Origin of the sequence: Corallococcus terminator, assembly GCF_003611635.1 — a bacterium.
In the GTDB taxonomy this organism is placed as follows: domain Bacteria; phylum Myxococcota; class Myxococcia; order Myxococcales; family Myxococcaceae; genus Corallococcus; species Corallococcus terminator.
Genome location: NZ_RAVZ01000056.1, coordinates 1 through 17,527 on the forward strand (window position 1 = coordinate 1; position 17,527 = coordinate 17,527).

Annotated in this window: 11 protein-coding genes; 6 read left to right on the forward strand and 5 right to left on the reverse strand. The window is 69.9% G+C overall.

Annotation, left to right across the window (positions count from 1 at the left end; genetic code table 11):
• Window positions 1-172: 172 nt before the first annotated feature.
• Window positions 173-4,357: an MG2 domain-containing protein gene (locus D7V88_RS11100; protein WP_120540599.1), complete on the reverse strand. Its 4,185-nt coding sequence runs from the start codon at window positions 4,355-4,357 to the stop codon at window positions 173-175.
• Between the two features lie 249 nt (window positions 4,358-4,606).
• On the opposite strand from D7V88_RS11100, the gene D7V88_RS11105 reads away from it, so the two are divergent.
• Window positions 4,607-4,960: a hypothetical protein gene (locus D7V88_RS11105; protein ID WP_120540600.1), complete on the forward strand. Its 354-nt coding sequence runs from the start codon at window positions 4,607-4,609 to the stop codon at window positions 4,958-4,960.
• An 84-nt stretch (window positions 4,961-5,044) separates the two neighbouring features.
• On the opposite strand, the gene D7V88_RS11110 is transcribed toward D7V88_RS11105, so the two are convergent.
• Window positions 5,045-5,569: a DinB family protein gene (locus tag D7V88_RS11110; RefSeq protein WP_120540601.1), complete on the reverse strand. Its 525-nt coding sequence runs from the start codon at window positions 5,567-5,569 to the stop codon at window positions 5,045-5,047.
• 116 nt (window positions 5,570-5,685) lie between these two features.
• Window positions 5,686-7,017, reverse strand: coding sequence for a CotH kinase family protein (locus tag D7V88_RS11115; protein WP_158625061.1), 1,332 nt, complete (start codon window positions 7,015-7,017; stop codon window positions 5,686-5,688).
• 353 nt (window positions 7,018-7,370) lie between these two features.
• Here D7V88_RS11115 and D7V88_RS11120 point away from each other — a divergent pair, with 353 nt between their 5' ends.
• A complete protein-coding gene (locus D7V88_RS11120) occupies window positions 7,371-7,853 on the forward strand; it encodes a hypothetical protein (protein WP_147448686.1) in 483 nt (160 codons plus the stop codon).
• A gap of 180 nt (window positions 7,854-8,033) precedes the next feature.
• Window positions 8,034-9,104, forward strand: a complete 1,071-nt coding sequence (locus tag D7V88_RS11125) for an FG-GAP repeat domain-containing protein (RefSeq protein ID WP_120540604.1) — start codon at window positions 8,034-8,036, stop codon at window positions 9,102-9,104.
• 7 nt (window positions 9,105-9,111) lie between these two features.
• Here D7V88_RS11125 and D7V88_RS11130 read toward each other — a convergent pair whose 3' ends face one another.
• Entirely contained in the window at window positions 9,112-12,708 is a 3,597-nt protein-coding gene (locus D7V88_RS11130; RefSeq protein ID WP_244238094.1) for a protein kinase domain-containing protein, read from the reverse strand.
• A 125-nt stretch (window positions 12,709-12,833) separates the two neighbouring features.
• On the opposite strand from D7V88_RS11130, the gene D7V88_RS11135 reads away from it, so the two are divergent.
• From D7V88_RS11135 to D7V88_RS11145, 3 genes are all read left to right on the forward strand, one after another.
• Window positions 12,834-13,640 carry an alpha/beta hydrolase family protein gene (locus D7V88_RS11135; RefSeq protein WP_120540606.1) on the forward strand — a complete coding sequence of 269 codons (807 nt, stop codon included), beginning with the start codon at window positions 12,834-12,836 and terminating at the stop codon, window positions 13,638-13,640.
• 114 nt (window positions 13,641-13,754) lie between these two features.
• Complete coding sequence (gene cqsA, locus D7V88_RS11140; RefSeq protein WP_120540607.1) at window positions 13,755-14,996, forward strand: alpha-hydroxyketone-type quorum-sensing autoinducer synthase; 1,242 nt, start codon at window positions 13,755-13,757, stop codon at window positions 14,994-14,996.
• Window positions 14,997-15,128: 132 nt separating this feature from the next.
• Window positions 15,129-15,977, forward strand: a complete 849-nt coding sequence (locus D7V88_RS11145; protein ID WP_120540608.1) for a DUF1206 domain-containing protein — start codon at window positions 15,129-15,131, stop codon at window positions 15,975-15,977.
• Here D7V88_RS11145 and D7V88_RS11150 read toward each other — a convergent pair.
• On the reverse strand, window positions 15,974-17,413 hold the full coding sequence (locus D7V88_RS11150; RefSeq protein ID WP_120540609.1) for a glutamine synthetase family protein: 1,440 nt from the start codon (window positions 17,411-17,413) through the stop codon (window positions 15,974-15,976). The genes D7V88_RS11145 and D7V88_RS11150 overlap by 4 nt on opposite strands.
• Between the last annotated feature and the right edge of the window lie 114 nt (window positions 17,414-17,527).

Here is a 17,527-nt window from a genome sequence, read left to right on the forward strand (position 1 = left end):
GATTATCACAGCGGGGGGCCCGGGGCACGGCTTCGCCCGGCTCCCCGTCTTGCTGCTCCCATACGCTGAGTGATGTCGGGCGCGGTCATGCCAATGGCGCCTGGGCCTTCAACACGGAGACCGCCGCCGCTCCGTAGGGCGCGGCGGCGGCCTTCCACGTGGCTGGCGGTGGCTACGGCTTCGGGGCGATGGAGACCTTCACGCCCTGGGTCCACGTCTTGTGCTCGTCCGCGTAGTACAGGTACGCGCGGCTGGCCGGGCCCGTGTACGTGCCGGGCACCGCGGCCACCAGGGACAGCGGCACGTTGATGCGCTTGTTGGGCTCCATGCCGCGCCAGTACAGGACCACGTCGCGCCCGAGCACCTCGTACGCATCCACCACCTGCCGCTTCACCAGCTCCTTGAGCTGGTCGTGCCGCACCTCCAGCCCGCCCGGCACGCCGAAGATGGCCACCGCCGTGGGCAGCCGCTGGCCCGTGCGGTTGGCAATCACCACCCGCGCTTCGGTGGGCTCGCCCTCGGTGAGCTCCGTCTTCGCCAGCGTCGCCTCCAGCGTCACCTGCGTGTCCTTCGAACTGGCCGGCATCAGCGCGCTGTAGGTGACCTCCACCGAGTACGGCAGCTCCGCGCCGCCCTCCATCCGCAGCTCCACGCGGCGCTCGCCCGCTCCGAGCAGCGCGCTCACGTCGGGCAGCTTGAGGGCCTCCTGCGTGGTGCCGTCGAAGCGCATGGGCTCGCCCACCGGACGGCCCTCCACGTAGACGCGCACCAGGCCTGGGATGAGCTTCGACGCTCTCGCCTTGTCGTAGGCGATGATGGCGCGCAGCGCGAGCACCGTGCTCTGCGTCGCCCCGTAGCGGCCACCGTCGCTGGACTCCGCGAGGAACTTCATCGCCCGCTCCACGTTGCTCACGTGGGAGGGGTCGCGCATCCACGCCAGCGTCGCCAGCGCGGTGGTCTCGATGTTCAGCGTCTCCCCGGAACTGCCCACGATGGACTGCGTCGCGCCGCCCACCACGCCGTCCTTGGCCTGCAGGGACGCGAGCCGGCCCATCAGCGACCGGGACTCGGCGGTGTCACCCGCGAGCGCCATCACGTTGGCCGCCAGCGCCACCACGTAGCTGTTGGTGCTCTTCGCCGCCGCGGCCTTCACCGTGGCGACCTCCTGTGACAACTGCTTCGCCTGCGAGGCCGGATTGCTCGCGCTCTCCAGCAGCGTCCAGAGGATGTATGCGTTCGACGTGTCCGCGTCCTCCACCCACACGTGCAGCGCGCGGCGCTTGCGATTGAAGCCGCCCTGTCCGTCCCGCTGCTGGAGGAGCCACTCGCGCGTGCGCTCCAGCATCGCGGTGTCCACCTCGCGCACCTGACGCATGTCCGTGAAGTGCAGCAGGCCGAACGCGGTCAGCGCCTCGTGGCCTGGGTTCTGCCCGAACCACTCGTAGCCCTTCTCCGACGTCTCGTAGCCCACCAGCCGCTGGTAGCCGCGCTCCAGCTTCTCCTTCGCGCTCGCCACCAGCTCCGGGTTCACGCCGGTGTGCGTCTGGAAGTACTGCTGCGCCATCGTCATCGGGTACGTGGTGGAGCTGGTCTGCTCGAAGCAGCCGGAGGGCTCCTGGATGAGGCGCGCCAGCGACTCGGTCATGTTGGCCAGCGGGCCGGGGTACAGGGCGATGGACGTCCGCACGCTGCCGGGCACCACGCTTTCGGGGAGCACCACCCGGTGCACCACCGGCTCCTTGGAGGACAGCAGCCCGCCGAAGGACACGCGGCCCGGGAAGCCCCGGGGCTTGATGGACAGCGTGCGGGTGACGACGTCCGTGTACTCGCCCGCGCTCGCGGTGAGCTTCACGTCCACCGGCTTCGCGTCCTGGCCAATCTCCAGCGAGAAGAGCTGCCGGGCCCGCGCCTGTGAGGCCAGGTCCTGCGTGCCTCCGCCCGTCACCTTCACGTCGCCCTTCAGCTCCACCTTCACCCCCGCGCCCGAAAGCCTCCCTTCCGTCCCGTTCACCAGCGCCACCGGCAGCCGCACCACGTCCCCCGACGTCACCTCCAGGGGCAGCTTGGGCTCCGCGTAGAACGGCTGCACCGACTCCAGTTCCGCCACCGCCGAGCCGAGCGCTCCGTCACCACCCACCGCTCCCGCGAACGCCTTGAACGTCGTGACCGAGTCGCTCATCGCGAAGGACACCATCACCTCGCCGGTGCGGGCATCCGTGCGCACGCCTGCGTTCCAGTAGAGCGTCTCCGCGAAGTCGACCCGGTCCCCCGCCTTGCGGTTGGGGCGCAGCGTGTGCGCGAACTCGCGGAAGTAGACCGTCGGTCTCCGGAGGACCCTCCTCCTGTCATCGAAGTTGATGTCCCGCTTGGCGCGGGCCTTGTCCATCATCGGCGCTTCCTCCTCCGCCATCGCCTCGGGCGCGACCGCTTGGAGGGCCGCCGGGGCCATGGGCGCCGGAGCCACGACCACGGGCGCCGCGGGCTCCCGGGCCGGGGGCGCCGCAGCCGGGGCGGCGGCCTTGGCCAATTCGGGCATCACACCTCCCATGGCGGCTCCTTCGCCAGCGACCCCTTCGTCCTCGTCCATGACTTCCCGATCCATCATCGGCTGCACGATCCCGCCCTTCGCGGCGGCGGCGGAGGCGACCCGACCGCCCCTGTTGCTGGCCGGCCGGGGCCTCTGGACGGGCTCCTGCGGCCAGCGCACCGCGAGCACGCGCATCGCCGCGTCACCATGCCGGGCGAGGAAGCCCTGTGTGTCGGTCAGCGCGAAGCGCCGCCAGCCCTGCGTCCCCAGCAGCAGGTCCACCGCCAGCTTCGACTTGGGATTCTTCGCGTCGAGGTAGAGCTGCGCATCCGCCAGCTCCTTCACCTCGGGCTCCAGCAGCACCATGACCGGGAGCTGCGGGGCCTGGTCGCGCTTCTCCTGGAGCTCCAGCACCGCGTCATCCGTGACGGTGAGCATCACCAGCGCGGAGACCGGCTTGCCGTCGCGCGTCGTCCGGGCCGTGAGCTGCACCGGGCCGCCGGGCACGTAGCGCGTGCGGTCCGCCTTCAGCTCGACCTTCACCTCCTTCGAGGGCTGGCGGAACACCAGCCGCTCCGCGACAGGCCGCCCGTCGTGGTCCCACACCGTGGCGACGAGCACGCCGTCCGCCTCGCCCGGGTCCAGCGTCACCGGCCCGCCCTTCGAGTCCCCGAGCACCACCGAGGCGACGCGCACCTCGCGCTGGCTCAGCGTCACCGTCGCCCGGCCCACGCCGGTCAGTCCCACCGCGAGCTGCACCAGCTTGCCGGCGGGCACCACGTCCTCGCGCACGCGGATGACGGCGCCCCTCGGCTTCACCTCCGGCAGCGGGAAGCTCTTCTGGATGCCGGACGGAGCGTCGATGCGCAGCGCGTACCGCACCCCCTCCTGCGGGGTCAGCTCGAAGCGGCCACGGCCCTCATGCTCCGAGCGCACGCGGGCCACCACCTTGCCGGAGCCCACCTCCACCACCCGGCCCGCCAGGTCCGCCGGCTTGCGCGCGGGCGTGCGCGCCTCGAAGTAGACGCGCGACGTGAGCCCCGCCACCAGCTCGCCGCCCTCCGGGTACACGGCCAGATCCAGCGTCTGGAGGAGGATGGGAATCGTCTTCGCCGCCGACTCCACCACGCCCCCGTCCTCGATGGTGAAGGCCAGCGTGCCCTCACCGCGCTCCATGGCCGCGGGCAGCGGGAAGCTCACCGTGCAGCGCCCCTTGCCGTCCACCGTGCACGGCACCTTCGCCGCGGTGGCGCCGTCGACGAGCGCGGTGGCCGTCACCTTCGCGCCCTCGGGCACGCCGCCCTCCGCGCGCTTCACGTCCAGCGTGGCGGTGACGGTGTCGCCCGGCCCGTAGCCGTCCCGGAGGAACTCAATCTGCGACTTGAGCCGGGGGGCCCGGTAGGCGCGCACGTCGAACTTCCGCTCCGCGGGGGCCGCGCCCGACCACGGGTAGGTGACGCGCAGGGTGTACTCGCCGCCGGCCTGACCGGCGGGGATGGGCCAGGCGTATCCCCAGACGGCGTCCGCCGTGGACAGCGTGGTGGTGGTGACGACGTCGCCCCGGGGCCCCCGCACCTCCAACTGCGCCTGGAGCGAGCCCGCGTACGGCTTGCGGCTCAGGGCCTCCAGCATCAGGCCCCGTGCCAGCACCTGCTCCCCGGGCCGGTAGAGCGGCTTGTCGGTGGTGACATGGGTCAGGTAGCGGTCCGCGCCGCCCAGGGAGCGGGTGGTGGCCCGGGCCGCGAGGACGCGGGGCGCCAGCAGTACGAGGGGGGTGGCGAACCCCAGGGTCAGGAGCACGTGCAGGGCACGAGGGACGTGGAAGGACATGGGGCCATTCAACGGGCAGGAGCGCTAGAAGTTCTAGTGGCCCCCCGGCGACCAGACGCGCCGCGGCAGGCCGGCCCGGATTGCACGCCGCCCCGTCACCCTCGACCCAGGGGGTGGACGGCTCGGCGAGCGCGCCACTGAACAGCGCCAGGTCCGGTCATCCGGAACGCGGACTGAGACTGTCATTGGCTTGTAGGCTCAAGGGGCGCGACGCGATGGTGCGTTTCGCCTTGTCCCCAGGAGTCTCCCATGTCGCTCTTGCGTCGGTTGTTGTCCTTCAGCGCGGTCATGTTGCTTGGCGTCGCGCCCGTGGCTTCCGCCGAGGCCCCGAACGCGAGCTACGAGGACGCCTCTCACGCGTCCACGCTGGGCCCCCTCTGTCATGAGAGCCTTTGCGACACGAACCAGGACTGCCGGAACGCGTGCCCCGGTGCGCTCACGGCGACCTGCGTCCAGTCCAGTTGCCAGTTCACCTACAGCACCGGTGGGGGCGGAGGCCCCGGCGGTCCCCTGTGCTCGGAACAGTTCTGCTCCGACGACGCGGAGTGCGACTGCAACGGCCGACGGGGCTTCTGTGGCACGGACTGGACCTGCCACTACTGACCGCCCGGTCTGGAATGGGACCATGCCTGCCGCGGGCAGTTACCACCGCGGGGGCATGGTTCCCCCCGCTGGTTTCGTCCTCACTCAGCGGGCGCTGACGGCGTAGAGAAAGCGTGCGTAGCCGAGTTCGGCGGCGCTCTTGGTGAGCTCGACAGTGGCCCAGGCGATGACGTCTCCGAACGGACGGTCCTGGAAGGGCCAGCGTGTTCGCAGCGGTGAGCGCAGGTCTTCGTCCGTGAGCCTTTCGAGGAGGGTCTGCCATTGGCCCTGGAGCCGGCCAATCCACTCGCGGACGGCGTCGGCATCGCCGGGCCACGGCACGCTCTCGCGGGTGAGGGTCCCTTCGCCGAAGGAGTGGTCGAGCACCATGGACCACCAGAAGCCGAGGTGCCACGTCAGCCACGCGAGGCTGGAGGGCCCGAGGTCATAGCCTTCGTGCTCGGGCCAGTCGGCGCGCCACGTCCCGTCCGGAAGCGGCTGCACGTGCAAGCCCTTGTGGGCAGGGCGCCACAGGCACTCCTCGGTCGTCAGCCCATCGAGGTGGTAACGGGTGAGGGCCCACGCTGTTTCAAACTGTCGGAGCAGGTAGCCACGGGCTTCGTCGGACATGGGAGCAACCCTGGGGGCAGGTTCAACGCAGGACTGCGCTTTCTACACGAACTCCGACTTGAGCCCCATCGCGCCAATGCCGCGTCAGCCGTGCAAACCGTGCTGCCGCCTCGCTGTCAGCGGAGCTCCTCTTCCAGGAGATCCCAACGGGCATCCACCCAGTCGTGGATGTATTTCACCTCGTCCTCGAAGCTGTTGATGTCCGTGCGCTGGTTCCAGAGCGGGAACTGGCGATAGGCCTCGCCCCAGTGGGCTTCATCCTTCCGGGCCGCGCGCTCGACCTCGGCGGCATAGGTGTCGATGAGCCCCTGGACGACGTCCCGGTGAAGCGAGGTGAGGAGCAGCGTGTGGAATCGCTCGCGGAGGGGCTGACGGATGGCTGGATCCTCCATCATCCGGGTCCAGATGAGGTTCTGCTCCGGGAAGATGTCCATCGGCCATGGGGCCCGCCTCGTGGTGTCCCAGTTCTGTCCGAAGCTGGCATCCAGGTCCCAGGGGATGTATCGCCATCGCGCCGCCGCTCCTTGCGCACGGAAGTGGTAGGCGTTCTTCGCCACGGAGTCGGACAGGGCCGCCAGGTGGGCCAGCATCCACCAGCCCTCATAGTCCTCCACGCGCATCCAGGCGCCTCGCTCCGCGCGGAAGCGTTCCGGAGGGGTGTCCGCCACGAAGGCGGTGAACTGCTCGATGCTGGCGTAGGCCCCATCTCCCGTCTCGGGCTCGCCCTCCTTCTTCTCATGGTCCTGATGCAGCGAAAGCTTGGGCCTGTCGAACGCATCCTGCCGGGAGAAGTTGGCGCCTGGGCCCACGGCCTTGAAGAGCTCACCCCTGGCGTCCATCCCCTGCGCCGCGAGCGAGTGACGGTCGACGTGGTCCGCCACCGTGAAGAGTCCGTGATAGCGCCCGTCCAGATAGACGACAGCGCTGAAGGTCTTCACCTGGAGGTGTTCGGAAGACATGCGGCTCCACAGGGTGAAGCCGAGTCGGGCGCGGATGTATGAATTGTCATTGAAGGGGCTGATCAACACCAGCTTGCGCCGGTCCGAGAAGCCGCCCGCGAGCAAGGGCTCGTCAAAGGTCTGCCCATCGAGGAAGTGGAGCGTGAAGCTGCGCTTGGGGAAGGCCTTCGACGTCGCCCCTCGATGTCTGGCCCGGGCGACGTGGCAGCGCCCGCGATAGAAGACGCGCGCCGCCTGGTAGCCGTCGTCGTCTGGCAGCGAATCCGCCACGTAGAGGTGGAGCACCGGCAGCCCATCCTCTTCGACGTAGCCGCGCGGATCCTCACCCTGGACGGGCGCGTCCGCTTCGAGTGCGGCGCCTGGGGTCTCTGTGCACTCGGGAACGGCGGTCCGCCCCGGGCTCTGGGGCAGGCAGGCTGGCGCGGCCGCTCCCAGCGCGAGCACCAGGCCCATGGCCACGCGCAAGGACCCATGCCTCGCTTGCCCCATCGACCCTCCTCCGCGCCCGCGCCTCGCAGCCAGCCACGTCTTCGCCCCAGCACCGATTCCCCGGTGGCGCCCGCCCTGCCTCCAGGAGCGACGCTTTCGTCGCCCATCCGTCACCTCGCGGCCAGGGGCGGCGGGAGTCCGAGGCCCGGTCCGCCGCGCGGCCGGTGCAGCAGGCGCATCACTGCCGGGGGAAGGTGAACAGCCGCCCCGTCGCTGCCAAGGGCGTCCTTGGGGGCAGGTCGAGCGACGGCGCTGGTGGAGGAGGTGAGCGCTTCCGCACTTCGCCCCCGAATATCCTTCCATCCGACAGGGCCTGGATGTGCCATCACGCAGTCTTCCTGGAGAGCCACGTCATGCGAATCCGAACCCTTCTTCCCTTGTGCTTCACCGGGCTGCTGGCCTGCGCCACGCCCTCTCGTTCCACCGACACCGCGGCGGCCGCGCAGAATGACAGCACGCCGGTGCAGCCCTGCCCGACACCCCCTCCGGGAAACCCCGGGGACGTGCTCATCACCGCCAACGCGGAGGGCAAGGTCCACTTCAGCACCACGACCGTGCAGGTGCAGGCCGGACAGACCGTGACCTTCGTGTCCCAGGTGCAGCAGGACCGGTGCATCGGCGTGTCGGGCGAGTCGCTCTTCAAGGAGGGCTCGCAGAACCCGTTGCTGGTGCCTGCCTGCCAGAGCGCTTCGTGGACGTTGCGTGGCAAGGATCCCCAGGGGAGCCACAAGCTGTGGTCCTGCCCGATGAGCGACTGCTCGAAGTGCAATGAGCCCCAGGGCATCACCGAGACCATCAATGGCACCCTGGAAGTCACGGGGCGCGGCGAGAACTAGCGGCGCCGGGAGAGGGAGCGGTGCCGGTCCTGGGGGACCGTGTGCCGCTCTCTTTCCAAGGGTAACTTCAGACAAGTCAAGTTCAAAGTCAAAGGGCAGGCCAGAGCTTCAGGGTTTGAAGTTGTTGAGAGATTTTGGAAAGCCAGTCTTGAGTGATTGGGGATGCAATAGTAGTTAGACATGCGCCGGGCCGGGCTCTGTCTGGTGAAGGTCCGGCGTGGAACCCCAATCGCTACGGGAGCATTGAAATTGTTCAACAAGGCAATGGCTGTCGCGCTGTTCCTGGCCCCCTTCTTCCCCAGTGAAGCCCGTGATGGCATCAGTCCGGGCGGCGATGCGATGGCGGACGTGAACGCGGACGGGCGCGCCGATTTCATCTGGTATGAGTCGGCCGGCACCCTCCGTGTCGCGCTTTCCAATGGTTCGACCTTCTCGACATCTTCGACGTGGAGTTCCACGGCCTTTCCCACGGCCTACGGTGTCTGGTTCGCGGATGTGACGGGAGATGGCCGCGCTGACGCAATCGCTGTTCGGGAGTACCTGGATGGCGGTGCCATTCGCGTCATTGTCAGGCGCTCGAATGGCTCCTCCTTCCTTCCCGAGGAGGAGTGGTATTCGGAGGTCGGCTGGAGTGGCTGGACGCGCTTCGACTTCAAGGACGTGTCGGGGGATGGAAAGGCAGACTTCATCCTGAACCCCAACATCGTGGGTGGCAGCGGAATCTCGGTCGCGACCTCCAGCGGCACGGGGTTCAATACCCGAACGGCCTGGACCAGCGTCGACTTCGTCGCGGAGCGGCACATCTACTACGAGGATGTGACGGGGGACGGCATCGCGGACGCCATTGCCCACAACACGAACAGCATCCTCGTCCGGCCGTCGACGGGAAGTGCCTTCGGGACGGCTTCGACGTGGCTCTCGGTGGGGTTCAATGGCACCAAGGGCGTCTGGTTCCAGGATGTCACGGGGGATGGAAAGGCCGACGTCATCGTCGAGAACACGGATGGTGTGCAGGTCCGGGCGTCGAGCGGCACGGCCTTCCTCGGAAGCGGGTATTGGGCTTCGTCCCTGGGCGGGAATCTCCCGACCTGGGTCGCGGATGTGACGGGCGATGGAGAGGCCGACATCGTGTACCGGTACTACGCGGTGAGCGGTGTCTGCCCGCCGTTCTGCCCTCCGGTGACGACCCAGTGGGGACGGGTGCGTTATTCCGATGGCTCGACGTTCCTGTCCGCCACCACCTGGTATTGATGGCGCCCTAATCCGGCGGAAGGCGCGCGAGGACGCGGCGCAGGTCCTCGCGCAGTCGGTTCGCGTCCTTCCATCCGGGGCGCGCGGTGAGCACCGCTTCGGTGAGTGACAGTCCCTGCTGGAGTTGCTTCCGCGCGTCCTGTCCGGGGGCCTCCCGCCACGTGGCCCGGTCCCGGAGGAAGGCGCCATAGGCCAGGCGCTGCTCCAGGTTCGTGGGCTCCAGGTCCAGGGCCTTCTGGAAGGAGTCCGCCGCGAGCTGGAAGCCTTCGTCGGACGTCGAGCTCCGGGATGCCTTCCAGCGCGCGTCCACCGCCTGGGTCTCTCCCAGCCAGCGCCACGCCTGCGCGAGGGACCGGTTGATTTCCAGCGCCTTCGTCAGCGCCTCCGTGGCGCGTGCGGTGTCAGGCCCGGGATTCCCGCCGCGCTTCAGCGCGAACGCGGCCAGCGTCTGGTGCACCTGCCCCAGGTTGGCCCAGGGCTGCGCGAGCCCGGGCAGCAGCGCGGTCGCCTTCTGGAGCGCGGCCTGCGCTTGCTTCGCGCTCGCGGTGGGGTCTTCTCCTCGCGCCAACCTCCAGGTGGCGCGCCAGGCGCGGACCTCGCCCAGGTTGTTGTGCGCGAAGCCCACGGTGGGGGCGGTGGTGATGGCCTGGGTGAAGGCTTGCTCCGCTTCGTCCAGCAGCGGCTCCGGCGCGTCGCCCCTGTCCCAGGCTTCGCGCGCCTGGTCGAGCAGGACGGTGCCCACGCCGTTCAGGAGCGGCGGCAGTCGCGGGTTGATGGCGACGGCCTTCCGGTAGCACTCCAGCGCCCTTGCGAGCCCGGGGCCCGCGTCGCCGCCGTGGTCGCGCACGCGCAGCGCGAGCGTGCGGTGGACGTCCGCCAGGTAGAACCACGTCACGACATGGCCGGGGTCCAGTTGGCTCGCGTGCTCCAGCGACGACCGGGCTTCCTCCAGGTCCTTGTCCGGCTCCAGGGCTTGGGGATGGTTCGCGCGGTTCACGTACGCGGTGCCCAGGTTGATCCACGCCTCCAGCCGCTGGCCGTCCCGCTTCCGCGCTTCCCGGAAGGCGTCGATGGCCTTCCCCCGGAAGGGCAGTGAGTCCCCGCCGCGTCCGTCCTCGGAGTCCGCCCACACCTTGAACACGAGGCCCAGGTCCAGGTGGAAGTCGTAGTCACGCGCGGACTCGGGGATGGTGTCGAAGGCGGCCACCGCGGCGTGCAGTTGCTCGCGGGGATCCTCGCCCCGGCCCTGCCGGTAGCGGGCCCACTGCCACCAGCCCATCGCCAGCGCATGGCGCGCTTCCACCTTGTCGGGCGCGAGCTTCAGCGCCTCCTTCGCCGCGTCCAGGGTGCGGGTGAGCAGCGGTTCCACCTCGCCCCCGCTGCTGACGCGCACCTGGGCGAGCCGGCGGTGGAGGCGTGCTTCGAGCACCCATGTGTCCGCTTCGTCCGGCGCCGCCACCCGCGCGCGCCACACGGCCTCCATGCCTTGCGTGTACGCGGGCTGCACGTCGCCCTGGCCGGAGAGCTCCAGCAGCAGGGCCTCCTGTTCCAGCTCCGCCCGCGCGCGGTGCACGGCGGACACGCTGCGTCCGATGTCGGCCGCCGTGTCGTAGGCATGGCGGCCGGCGTCCAGGTCGTTCCGGGCCTGGTCGCGCTCGCTCGCCAGGGCGTGGCGCACGGCGCGGGCGAGCAGGATGTCGCCCCGGAGCAGCGCGGCTTCATGGAACCACGGCAGGCGCGTGCCCAGTGCGTCCAGCGACTTCAGGGCTTCGTCGAAGCGGTCTTCGTAGAAGGCCCGGAGCGCGTCGGCGTATTCGGGCGCGGGTACCTCCGCGCCCTGGCCCTGCTTCAGGAATGCCAGTGCCGGGTCGCGCGAGCGCGCCTGGGCCTCCTTCCGCTTCGCCTCGCGTTGAGAGGCGTCCGGGATCCGGTCCGCCTCCAGCCGTTCGCGCTGATACCGATGCCCCAGCACCAGCGCGAGCGCGTACGCCACGCGGGGCTCGTGGTTCCCCGCGGCCCAGGCCGCCTCCAGGTGCTGGAGCGCCGCCGCGTCGTCTCCCAGCGCGAGGAACCCGCGTCCCAGCGCGTAGTGGCCCGGTCCGTCCGCCACGGTGCCGGCCTCTCGCATGGAGGCTTCGATGTCGCGCATGCGGGAGCGCATGGCCTCGCGGTCCGGCCGCGTGTCGTGCAGGGGTGCCTGTCCGGAGTAGCGGGCCTGGGCCTCGATGCGCTCCACGCCTTCGGTGAAGCGCCGGGTCAGGGCTTCGCGCCGGGAGACTTCCCTCCGCGCCATCACGCCCTGGCCCGCGGCGCCCGCCGCCGCGAGTCCGACGATGCTGGCCACCGCGACCGCGCGCCGGTGCCGGGCCACCCACTTTCGGACGCGATACGCGGGGCCGGTGCGCGCGAGCACCCGTTCGCCGTCGAGGAACCGCTCCAGGTCGTCCGCCAGCGCTCGCGCGGAGTCGTAGCGACGGGCGCGGTCCTTCTCCAGGCACTTGAGGACGATGGCCTCCAGGTCGGCGGGAACCTCTGGGGCCAGCTCGCGCGGCGGGCGGGGCTCATGCGTGGCGATGCGGCTGAACACCTCCAGGCCATTGGCACCGGGCACGGGGGCCTGGCCGGTGAGCAGGTGGTACAGCGTGGCGCCCAGGCTGTAGAGGTCCGCGCGTCGGTCCAGGCGGGTGACTTCGCCCCGGGCCTGTTCGGGGGCCATGTACTGGGGCGTGCCCATCACCGTGCCGGTGGCGGTGAAGCCTTCGCTCCCGGTCCAGTCGCGCGCCAGACCGAAGTCCATGACGTAGGGGCGCAGGGCGCCGTCCTCCGCGCGCTCCACCAGGATGTTGGAGGGCTTGAGGTCGCGGTGGATGAGCCCCGCCTGGTGGGCCGCGTGCACGCCCAGCGCGGCGTCGCGCAGCACCAGCGCCTTCTGCTCCACGGACAGCAGACCGGACAGGGCCTGCAGCGGCTGGCCCGCGACGTACTGCATGGCGATGTACGCGCGGCCCTGGACTTCGCCGACCTCGTACACGCGGCAGACGCGCTCGTGGTCCACGCGGGCCTGGGCCCGTGCTTCGGCGACGAAGCGTCGTGACAGCTCCGGGTCTTCGTCGCGCACGAACTTCAGCGCCACGTCGCGGTGCAGTCGTACGTCGTGCGCCAGGAACACGCGCCCCATGCCGCCCTGTCCGAGGAAGCGCACGGGGCGGTAGCGTTCCCAGTACGGCACCGGGAACGCGGGGCCGTCCACGCTCGTGGGCGGAGCACCGCCCGGAGGCAGGGTGTCGTCGGGGCCGGACCCTGCGCCCTCGGGAGACAAGGGGGCCGGGGCGGACTGTTTACGATCGCTGTCGGCCCTGTCCTCGCGCGGCTCGGCCGACGCGGGGGACTCCGCCTCCATGACCTCTTCCGAGGCCGCATTCGCCACGAGCTCCCGGCGCAGCGCCACGAGCGAATCGACGGAGAGCCGTCCGCGCTCCACGAGGACCTGGAGCGGTGCGACACCGCGCCGCGCGGCCTCTTCGCGCAGGGCCTCCACGTCCTCACGCGAGAGCAGTCCCTCGGCCAGGGCGAGCTTCAGCTCCGCTTCGTTCTTCTCATGCACGCGAAGAGGCCCCCATGGGAAGGGCAGCGTACTGGAGGGACCTGTCGCTGCGCATCCCACGCGAGGACACATGCTGGACGCGCCACGGCTTGCGGCGGCGGGCCGCCCGTTCCCAAGATGGGCGCATGAGTTCCATGTGGGTCCTGGAAACGCCGCAGCCACCGCCCGACGCGCGCATCGCCTACGGTGAGGCACCGCAGCAGTTCACCGAGCTGCGCAAGCCCAAGGGCAAGGGCCCCCACCCGGTGGTGCTCTTCGTCCACGGCGGTTTCTGGCGCGCGGAGTACGGCCTGGAGCACGCGGGCCACCTGTGCGCGGACCTGGCGAAGCGCGGCTTCGCGACGTGGAGCGTGGAGTACCGGCGCGTGGGCCACGATGGAGGAGGCTTCCCCGGCACGCTGGAGGACGTCGCCTCCGCGGCGGATCATCTGGTGGACGCCGCGCCCTCGCTGGGCCTGGACCTGACGCGCGTGGTGGCGATGGGCCACTCGGCCGGCGGTCATCTGGCGATGTGGCTGGCCGCCCGCCACCGGCTCACCGCGCGTCAGCCGCTCTACCGCGACGCACCCCTCAAGCTGAAGGGCGTGGTGTCCCTGGCGGGCGTGGTGGACCTCGCAAGGGGCGCCGAGCTGAACCTGGGCAATGGCATCGTGAAGACCTTCATGGGCGGCACGCCGGAGCAGGTCCCCGAACGCTACGCCGTCGCGTCGCCCGCCGCCCTCCAGCCACTGAAGCTGCCGCAGGTGCTGCTGCACGGCACGGAGGACGACACCGTGCCCCTCACGGTGAGCGAGGGCTTCCACGCCCGGGGCGTCCAGCAGAAGGATCCGGTGCACCTCGTGCCGCTGAAGGGCGCGGGCCACTTCGAGCTCATTGATCCACGCTCCAAGGAGTGGCCCCGCGTGGTGCAGGCCGTGCGGACCCTGCGCTGAGCGCCTGCCACGGCCGGTACCGCGCGGGGCAGTGCATCGCCAGTCTCCCCGGAGAGGGGGCTGCGAGCGGTTCCGTGCCGGCTGTCCGCGCGAAACCGCTGATGGAGGCCGAACATGCTGGAGCCGCACACCGGGAGCGACCCGAACCCCCTGCCTCATCCCGCCGAGCCGGAGTTCCTCCAGGCGCGACAGGCCGCGCACGAGGAGCGGACGAAGCGCTGGCGCAGCTCCCGTCACATCCTGTCCAGCATCGCGCCCGGACCGGACGCCATCATGATCAACGGCAACGACTACCTGGGACTGGCGCGCCACCCCCGGTTGGTCGAAGCCGAGGTGGAGGCCCTGCGGCGTGATGGCCAGGGCGTCCTGGTGTCGGGCGTCTTCCTGCATGGGAAGGAGCCCCAGCCCGCGCTGGAAGAGCGTCTGGCGGACTTCCTCCGGGCGGAGACCACCGTGCTGTGCCAGTCCGGCTACAACGCCAACGTCGGGCTGCTGATGTGCATCGCGGACAAGGACGTGCCCGTCTACACGGACCGCCGGGCGCACATGTCGCTCTGGGACGGCATCCGGGGCGCGGGGGCCACGGCGGTGCCCTTCCGCCACAACGACGTGGCGCACCTGAAGGAACAGATTCGCGCCCACGGGCCGGGCGTCATCGTGGTGGACTCCGTCTACAGCTCCGACGGCAGCGTCTGTCCCCTCACGCAGGTGGCGGACCTGGCCGCCCAGGAGGGCTGTGTCCTCGTCGTAGACGAGTCGCATTCGCTGGGCACGCATGGTCCGCGCGGCGCCGGGATGGTGGTGGAGCTGGGCCTGTTGGACCGGGTGCACTTCCGCACCGCCAGCCTGGGCAAGGCCTTCGTGTCGCGCTCGGGCCTCATCACCTGCACGAAGCGCTTCGCGCCCTACTTCAAGATGCGCTCCGGGCCCGCCGTCTTCAGCGTGACGCTGGTGCCCCAGGACATCGCGGGGCTGGACGTGGCGCTGACCCTGGTCCAGGAGGGCGACGTGCGCCGCGCCCGCCTCCACGCGAACGCCCGCTTCCTGCGCCATGAGCTGGCGTCGATGGGCTACGACCTGCACGGCTGCGCCTCGCAGATCATCTCCCTGGAGTCCGGGCTGGAGCCACGCACGGTCACCTTCCGGGACGCGCTGCAGAAGCGGGGCATCTTCGGCTCCGTGTTCTGCGCACCGGCCACGTCGCCCGACCGCGCGCTCATCCGCTTCTCCATGCACAGCCGACTGACGGCCGAACAGCTCGTCCGCATCGTGCGCGCCTGCCGCGACATCCGCGAGGAGGTGGACGCGGACCACTGGGGCCTGCCGCCGCGCCCACCGCCCGCGCACCCCTCGTGACAGCAGCCAGCCAGCCGAGCCCCCCGTGTCCCGCCTGATGCCCAGACGGGGCACAGGGGCCTTCCGTCCGGACGGGCCTTCGGATGCGCACCCTGTCCTCGGTCCCGACTCGGGGACGGGAGGAGCGTTCGCATGGCGACGATGGACGTGATGCGCGGGCCAGGGATGGAGCGGCTGTCGCGTGGGGCGAAGGAGGCCGCGAACCACCCGTGGGCGAAGAAGCTGGGGCGGATGGGCTACGCGGCGAAGGGCGCCGTCTACGCCATCATCGGGGTGCTCGCGCTGAAGCTGGCGGCGGGCGAGGGCGGTCGCGCCACGGACAGCCATGGAGCGGTGAGCACCGTGGCGCAGGGGCCCTTCGGCATCGTGCTGCTGTCGGTGCTGGTGGTGGGCCTGCTGGGCTTCGTCGTCTGGCGCTTCGCCCAGGCGTTCGCGGACACCGAGGACAAGGGCTCCGACGCCAAGGGCATCGCCACGCGCGCCATGTACTTCCTCAGCGGCGCCATCTACGCGTCGCTGGCCCTGTTCGCGCTGAAGACCGTGGTGGGCGCTTCACAGGGCCGGAGCAAGGGGACGCAGGGCTGGACGGCGACGCTGATGGAGCAGCCCTTCGGCCGCGTCCTGGTGGCGCTCGTGGGCCTGGGCATCATCGGCTTCGCGGTGAAGCAGTTCCACAAGGCGTGGCAGGGCAAGTTCCTGGAGAAGCTCACGCTCACCGGCCTCGCGGCCCAGCAGCGTCACTGGGTGGAGCGGGTGTCGCGCTTCGGCATCGCCGCGCGCGGCGTGGTGTTCTCCGTCATCGGCATCTTCCTGGTCCGCTCCGCCGTGGACGCGAACCCGGGAGAGGCCAAGGGCCTGGGAGAGGCCCTGGCCGTCGTCGCCCGCCAACCCGCGGGCGACGTGCTCCTGGGGGTGGTGGCGGCGGGCCTGGTGGCCTACGCCGCCTACCTGTTCCTCCAGGCGCGCTACCGGGAACTCTAGAAGAGGTTCCAGAGGTACTGGTTCGTCACCTCGTGATGGAACTGGATCTCCGCTTCCTTCACGCGGGTGCCCAACTGCTTGGGGCAGCGGTCCGCGGAGCCGACCTTCAGCTCCGCGTACTTGCCCTGCACCGCCTCACCCAGCGTCTGGGCGATGAACTGGCTGCCCTTGAAGAAGCGGATCGCGTCGTAGATGTTGTCCGGCAGGAAGCGCGTGCGGCTGCGCTTGGTCTCCGCGTCCTCCTGCGGCTGCGGACCCTCCAGGCCGGTCTTCATCAGCGTGTAGAGCACCATGTACGGGTTGGCGTCCGGCGCCACCGAACGACACTCGACGCGCGCGCTGCGCTCATTGCCAAACGGGATGCGCACCATGGCGCCGCGGTTGTTCGCGGAGGCCTTGATCTGGTTGGGCGCCTCGTAGTGCGGATCCAACCGGCGGTACGAGTTCACGCTGGAGTTGAGCACGAGGCAGATGTCGTTCGCGTTGGTGAGGATGCGATCGATGAACTCCCACCCCATCTGCGACAGCCCGTCCTGGCCCGCCTTGTCGTGGAACAGGTTCTTGTTGTTCTTCGACAGCGACATGTTGATGTGCATGCCGTTGCCATTCACCCCGGTGACGGGCTTGGGCAGGAAGCTGGCGGTGAGGCCCAACTGCGCGGCCACCTGACGGCAGAGCAGCTTGTAGAGCTGGATCTGATCCGCGGCGATGATCGCCTCGCTGTACGAGAAGTTCATCTCGAACTGGCTGGGCGCGACCTCCGGGTGGTCCTTCTCGTTCTGGAAGCCCATGGCGCGCTGCGCTTCGGCGGCCTTGTCGATGAAGGTGCGCAGCGCGTCGCCCGGCAGCGCGTGGTAGTAGCCGCCGATGGAGATGAACTCGAACTTGCCTTCCTCGTGGTAGTGGCGCTCGGCGTCACGGCTCTTGAAGAGGAAGCCTTCGATTTCCGGCGCCGCGTGGAACACGGTGCCGTCCTTCTGGAACAGGGCGTCGGTGGCGCGCTTGAGCTGCCCGCGCATGTCCGAGTGGTACGGCGTGCCGTCGCGCTCCAGCACTTCGCTGAACGCCAGCACCTTGCCGGGCCCGAAGATGTCCGAGGGCAGCCAGTAGAACGCGCCCCAGTCGATGTTCAGGCGCAGGTCGCTCTCCGCCTGCGCGGAGAAGCCGCGGATGGAGGAGCCGTCGAAGGTGAGGTTGTCCGCGCTCTTGAGCAGGAACTTCTTGTCGTAGTCCAGCATGTGCAGCCGACCTTCCAGGTCGGTGAAGCACACGGTGATGGCCTTGATGCGCTTCTCGTCGGTCAGGTACTTGATGCGCTCGTCGCGCATCTTCTCCGGCGACACGCGCTGGATGCGCTGTTCCTTCACCCGGAGGTTGAGCTCCTCCAGCTCGTCGTAGGGAATCTCAAGGAAGTCCCGCAGCGGCTTCTGCTCCATGTCCGTGCCTCCAGGCTGCGTCCCCCCACCGGGTTCCCGGCGAAGGGACATCAAAATCTCGCGCGCAGGTATTTACATTCCGCGCCTCGAAATCAAGCCTAAATTCTGCGGACT

Coding starts and splice junctions, on each gene's coding strand:
- D7V88_RS11135 (WP_120540606.1), top strand. CDS start 12,834: ATGAGTTCCATGTGGGTCCTGGAAACGCCGCAGCCACCGCCCGACGCG.
- D7V88_RS11110 (WP_120540601.1), bottom strand. CDS start 5,569: ATGTCCGACGAAGCCCGTGGCTACCTGCTCCGACAGTTTGAAACAGCG.
- D7V88_RS11150 (WP_120540609.1), bottom strand. CDS start 17,413: ATGGAGCAGAAGCCGCTGCGGGACTTCCTTGAGATTCCCTACGACGAG.
- D7V88_RS11100 (WP_120540599.1), bottom strand. CDS start 4,357: ATGTCCTTCCACGTCCCTCGTGCCCTGCACGTGCTCCTGACCCTGGGG.
- D7V88_RS11105 (WP_120540600.1), top strand. CDS start 4,607: ATGTCGCTCTTGCGTCGGTTGTTGTCCTTCAGCGCGGTCATGTTGCTT.
- D7V88_RS11125 (WP_120540604.1), top strand. CDS start 8,034: ATGCGCCGGGCCGGGCTCTGTCTGGTGAAGGTCCGGCGTGGAACCCCA.
- D7V88_RS11145 (WP_120540608.1), top strand. CDS start 15,129: ATGGCGACGATGGACGTGATGCGCGGGCCAGGGATGGAGCGGCTGTCG.
- D7V88_RS11115 (WP_158625061.1), bottom strand. CDS start 7,017: ATGGGGCAAGCGAGGCATGGGTCCTTGCGCGTGGCCATGGGCCTGGTG.
- cqsA (WP_120540607.1), top strand. CDS start 13,755: ATGCTGGAGCCGCACACCGGGAGCGACCCGAACCCCCTGCCTCATCCC.
- D7V88_RS11120 (WP_147448686.1), top strand. CDS start 7,371: ATGCGAATCCGAACCCTTCTTCCCTTGTGCTTCACCGGGCTGCTGGCC.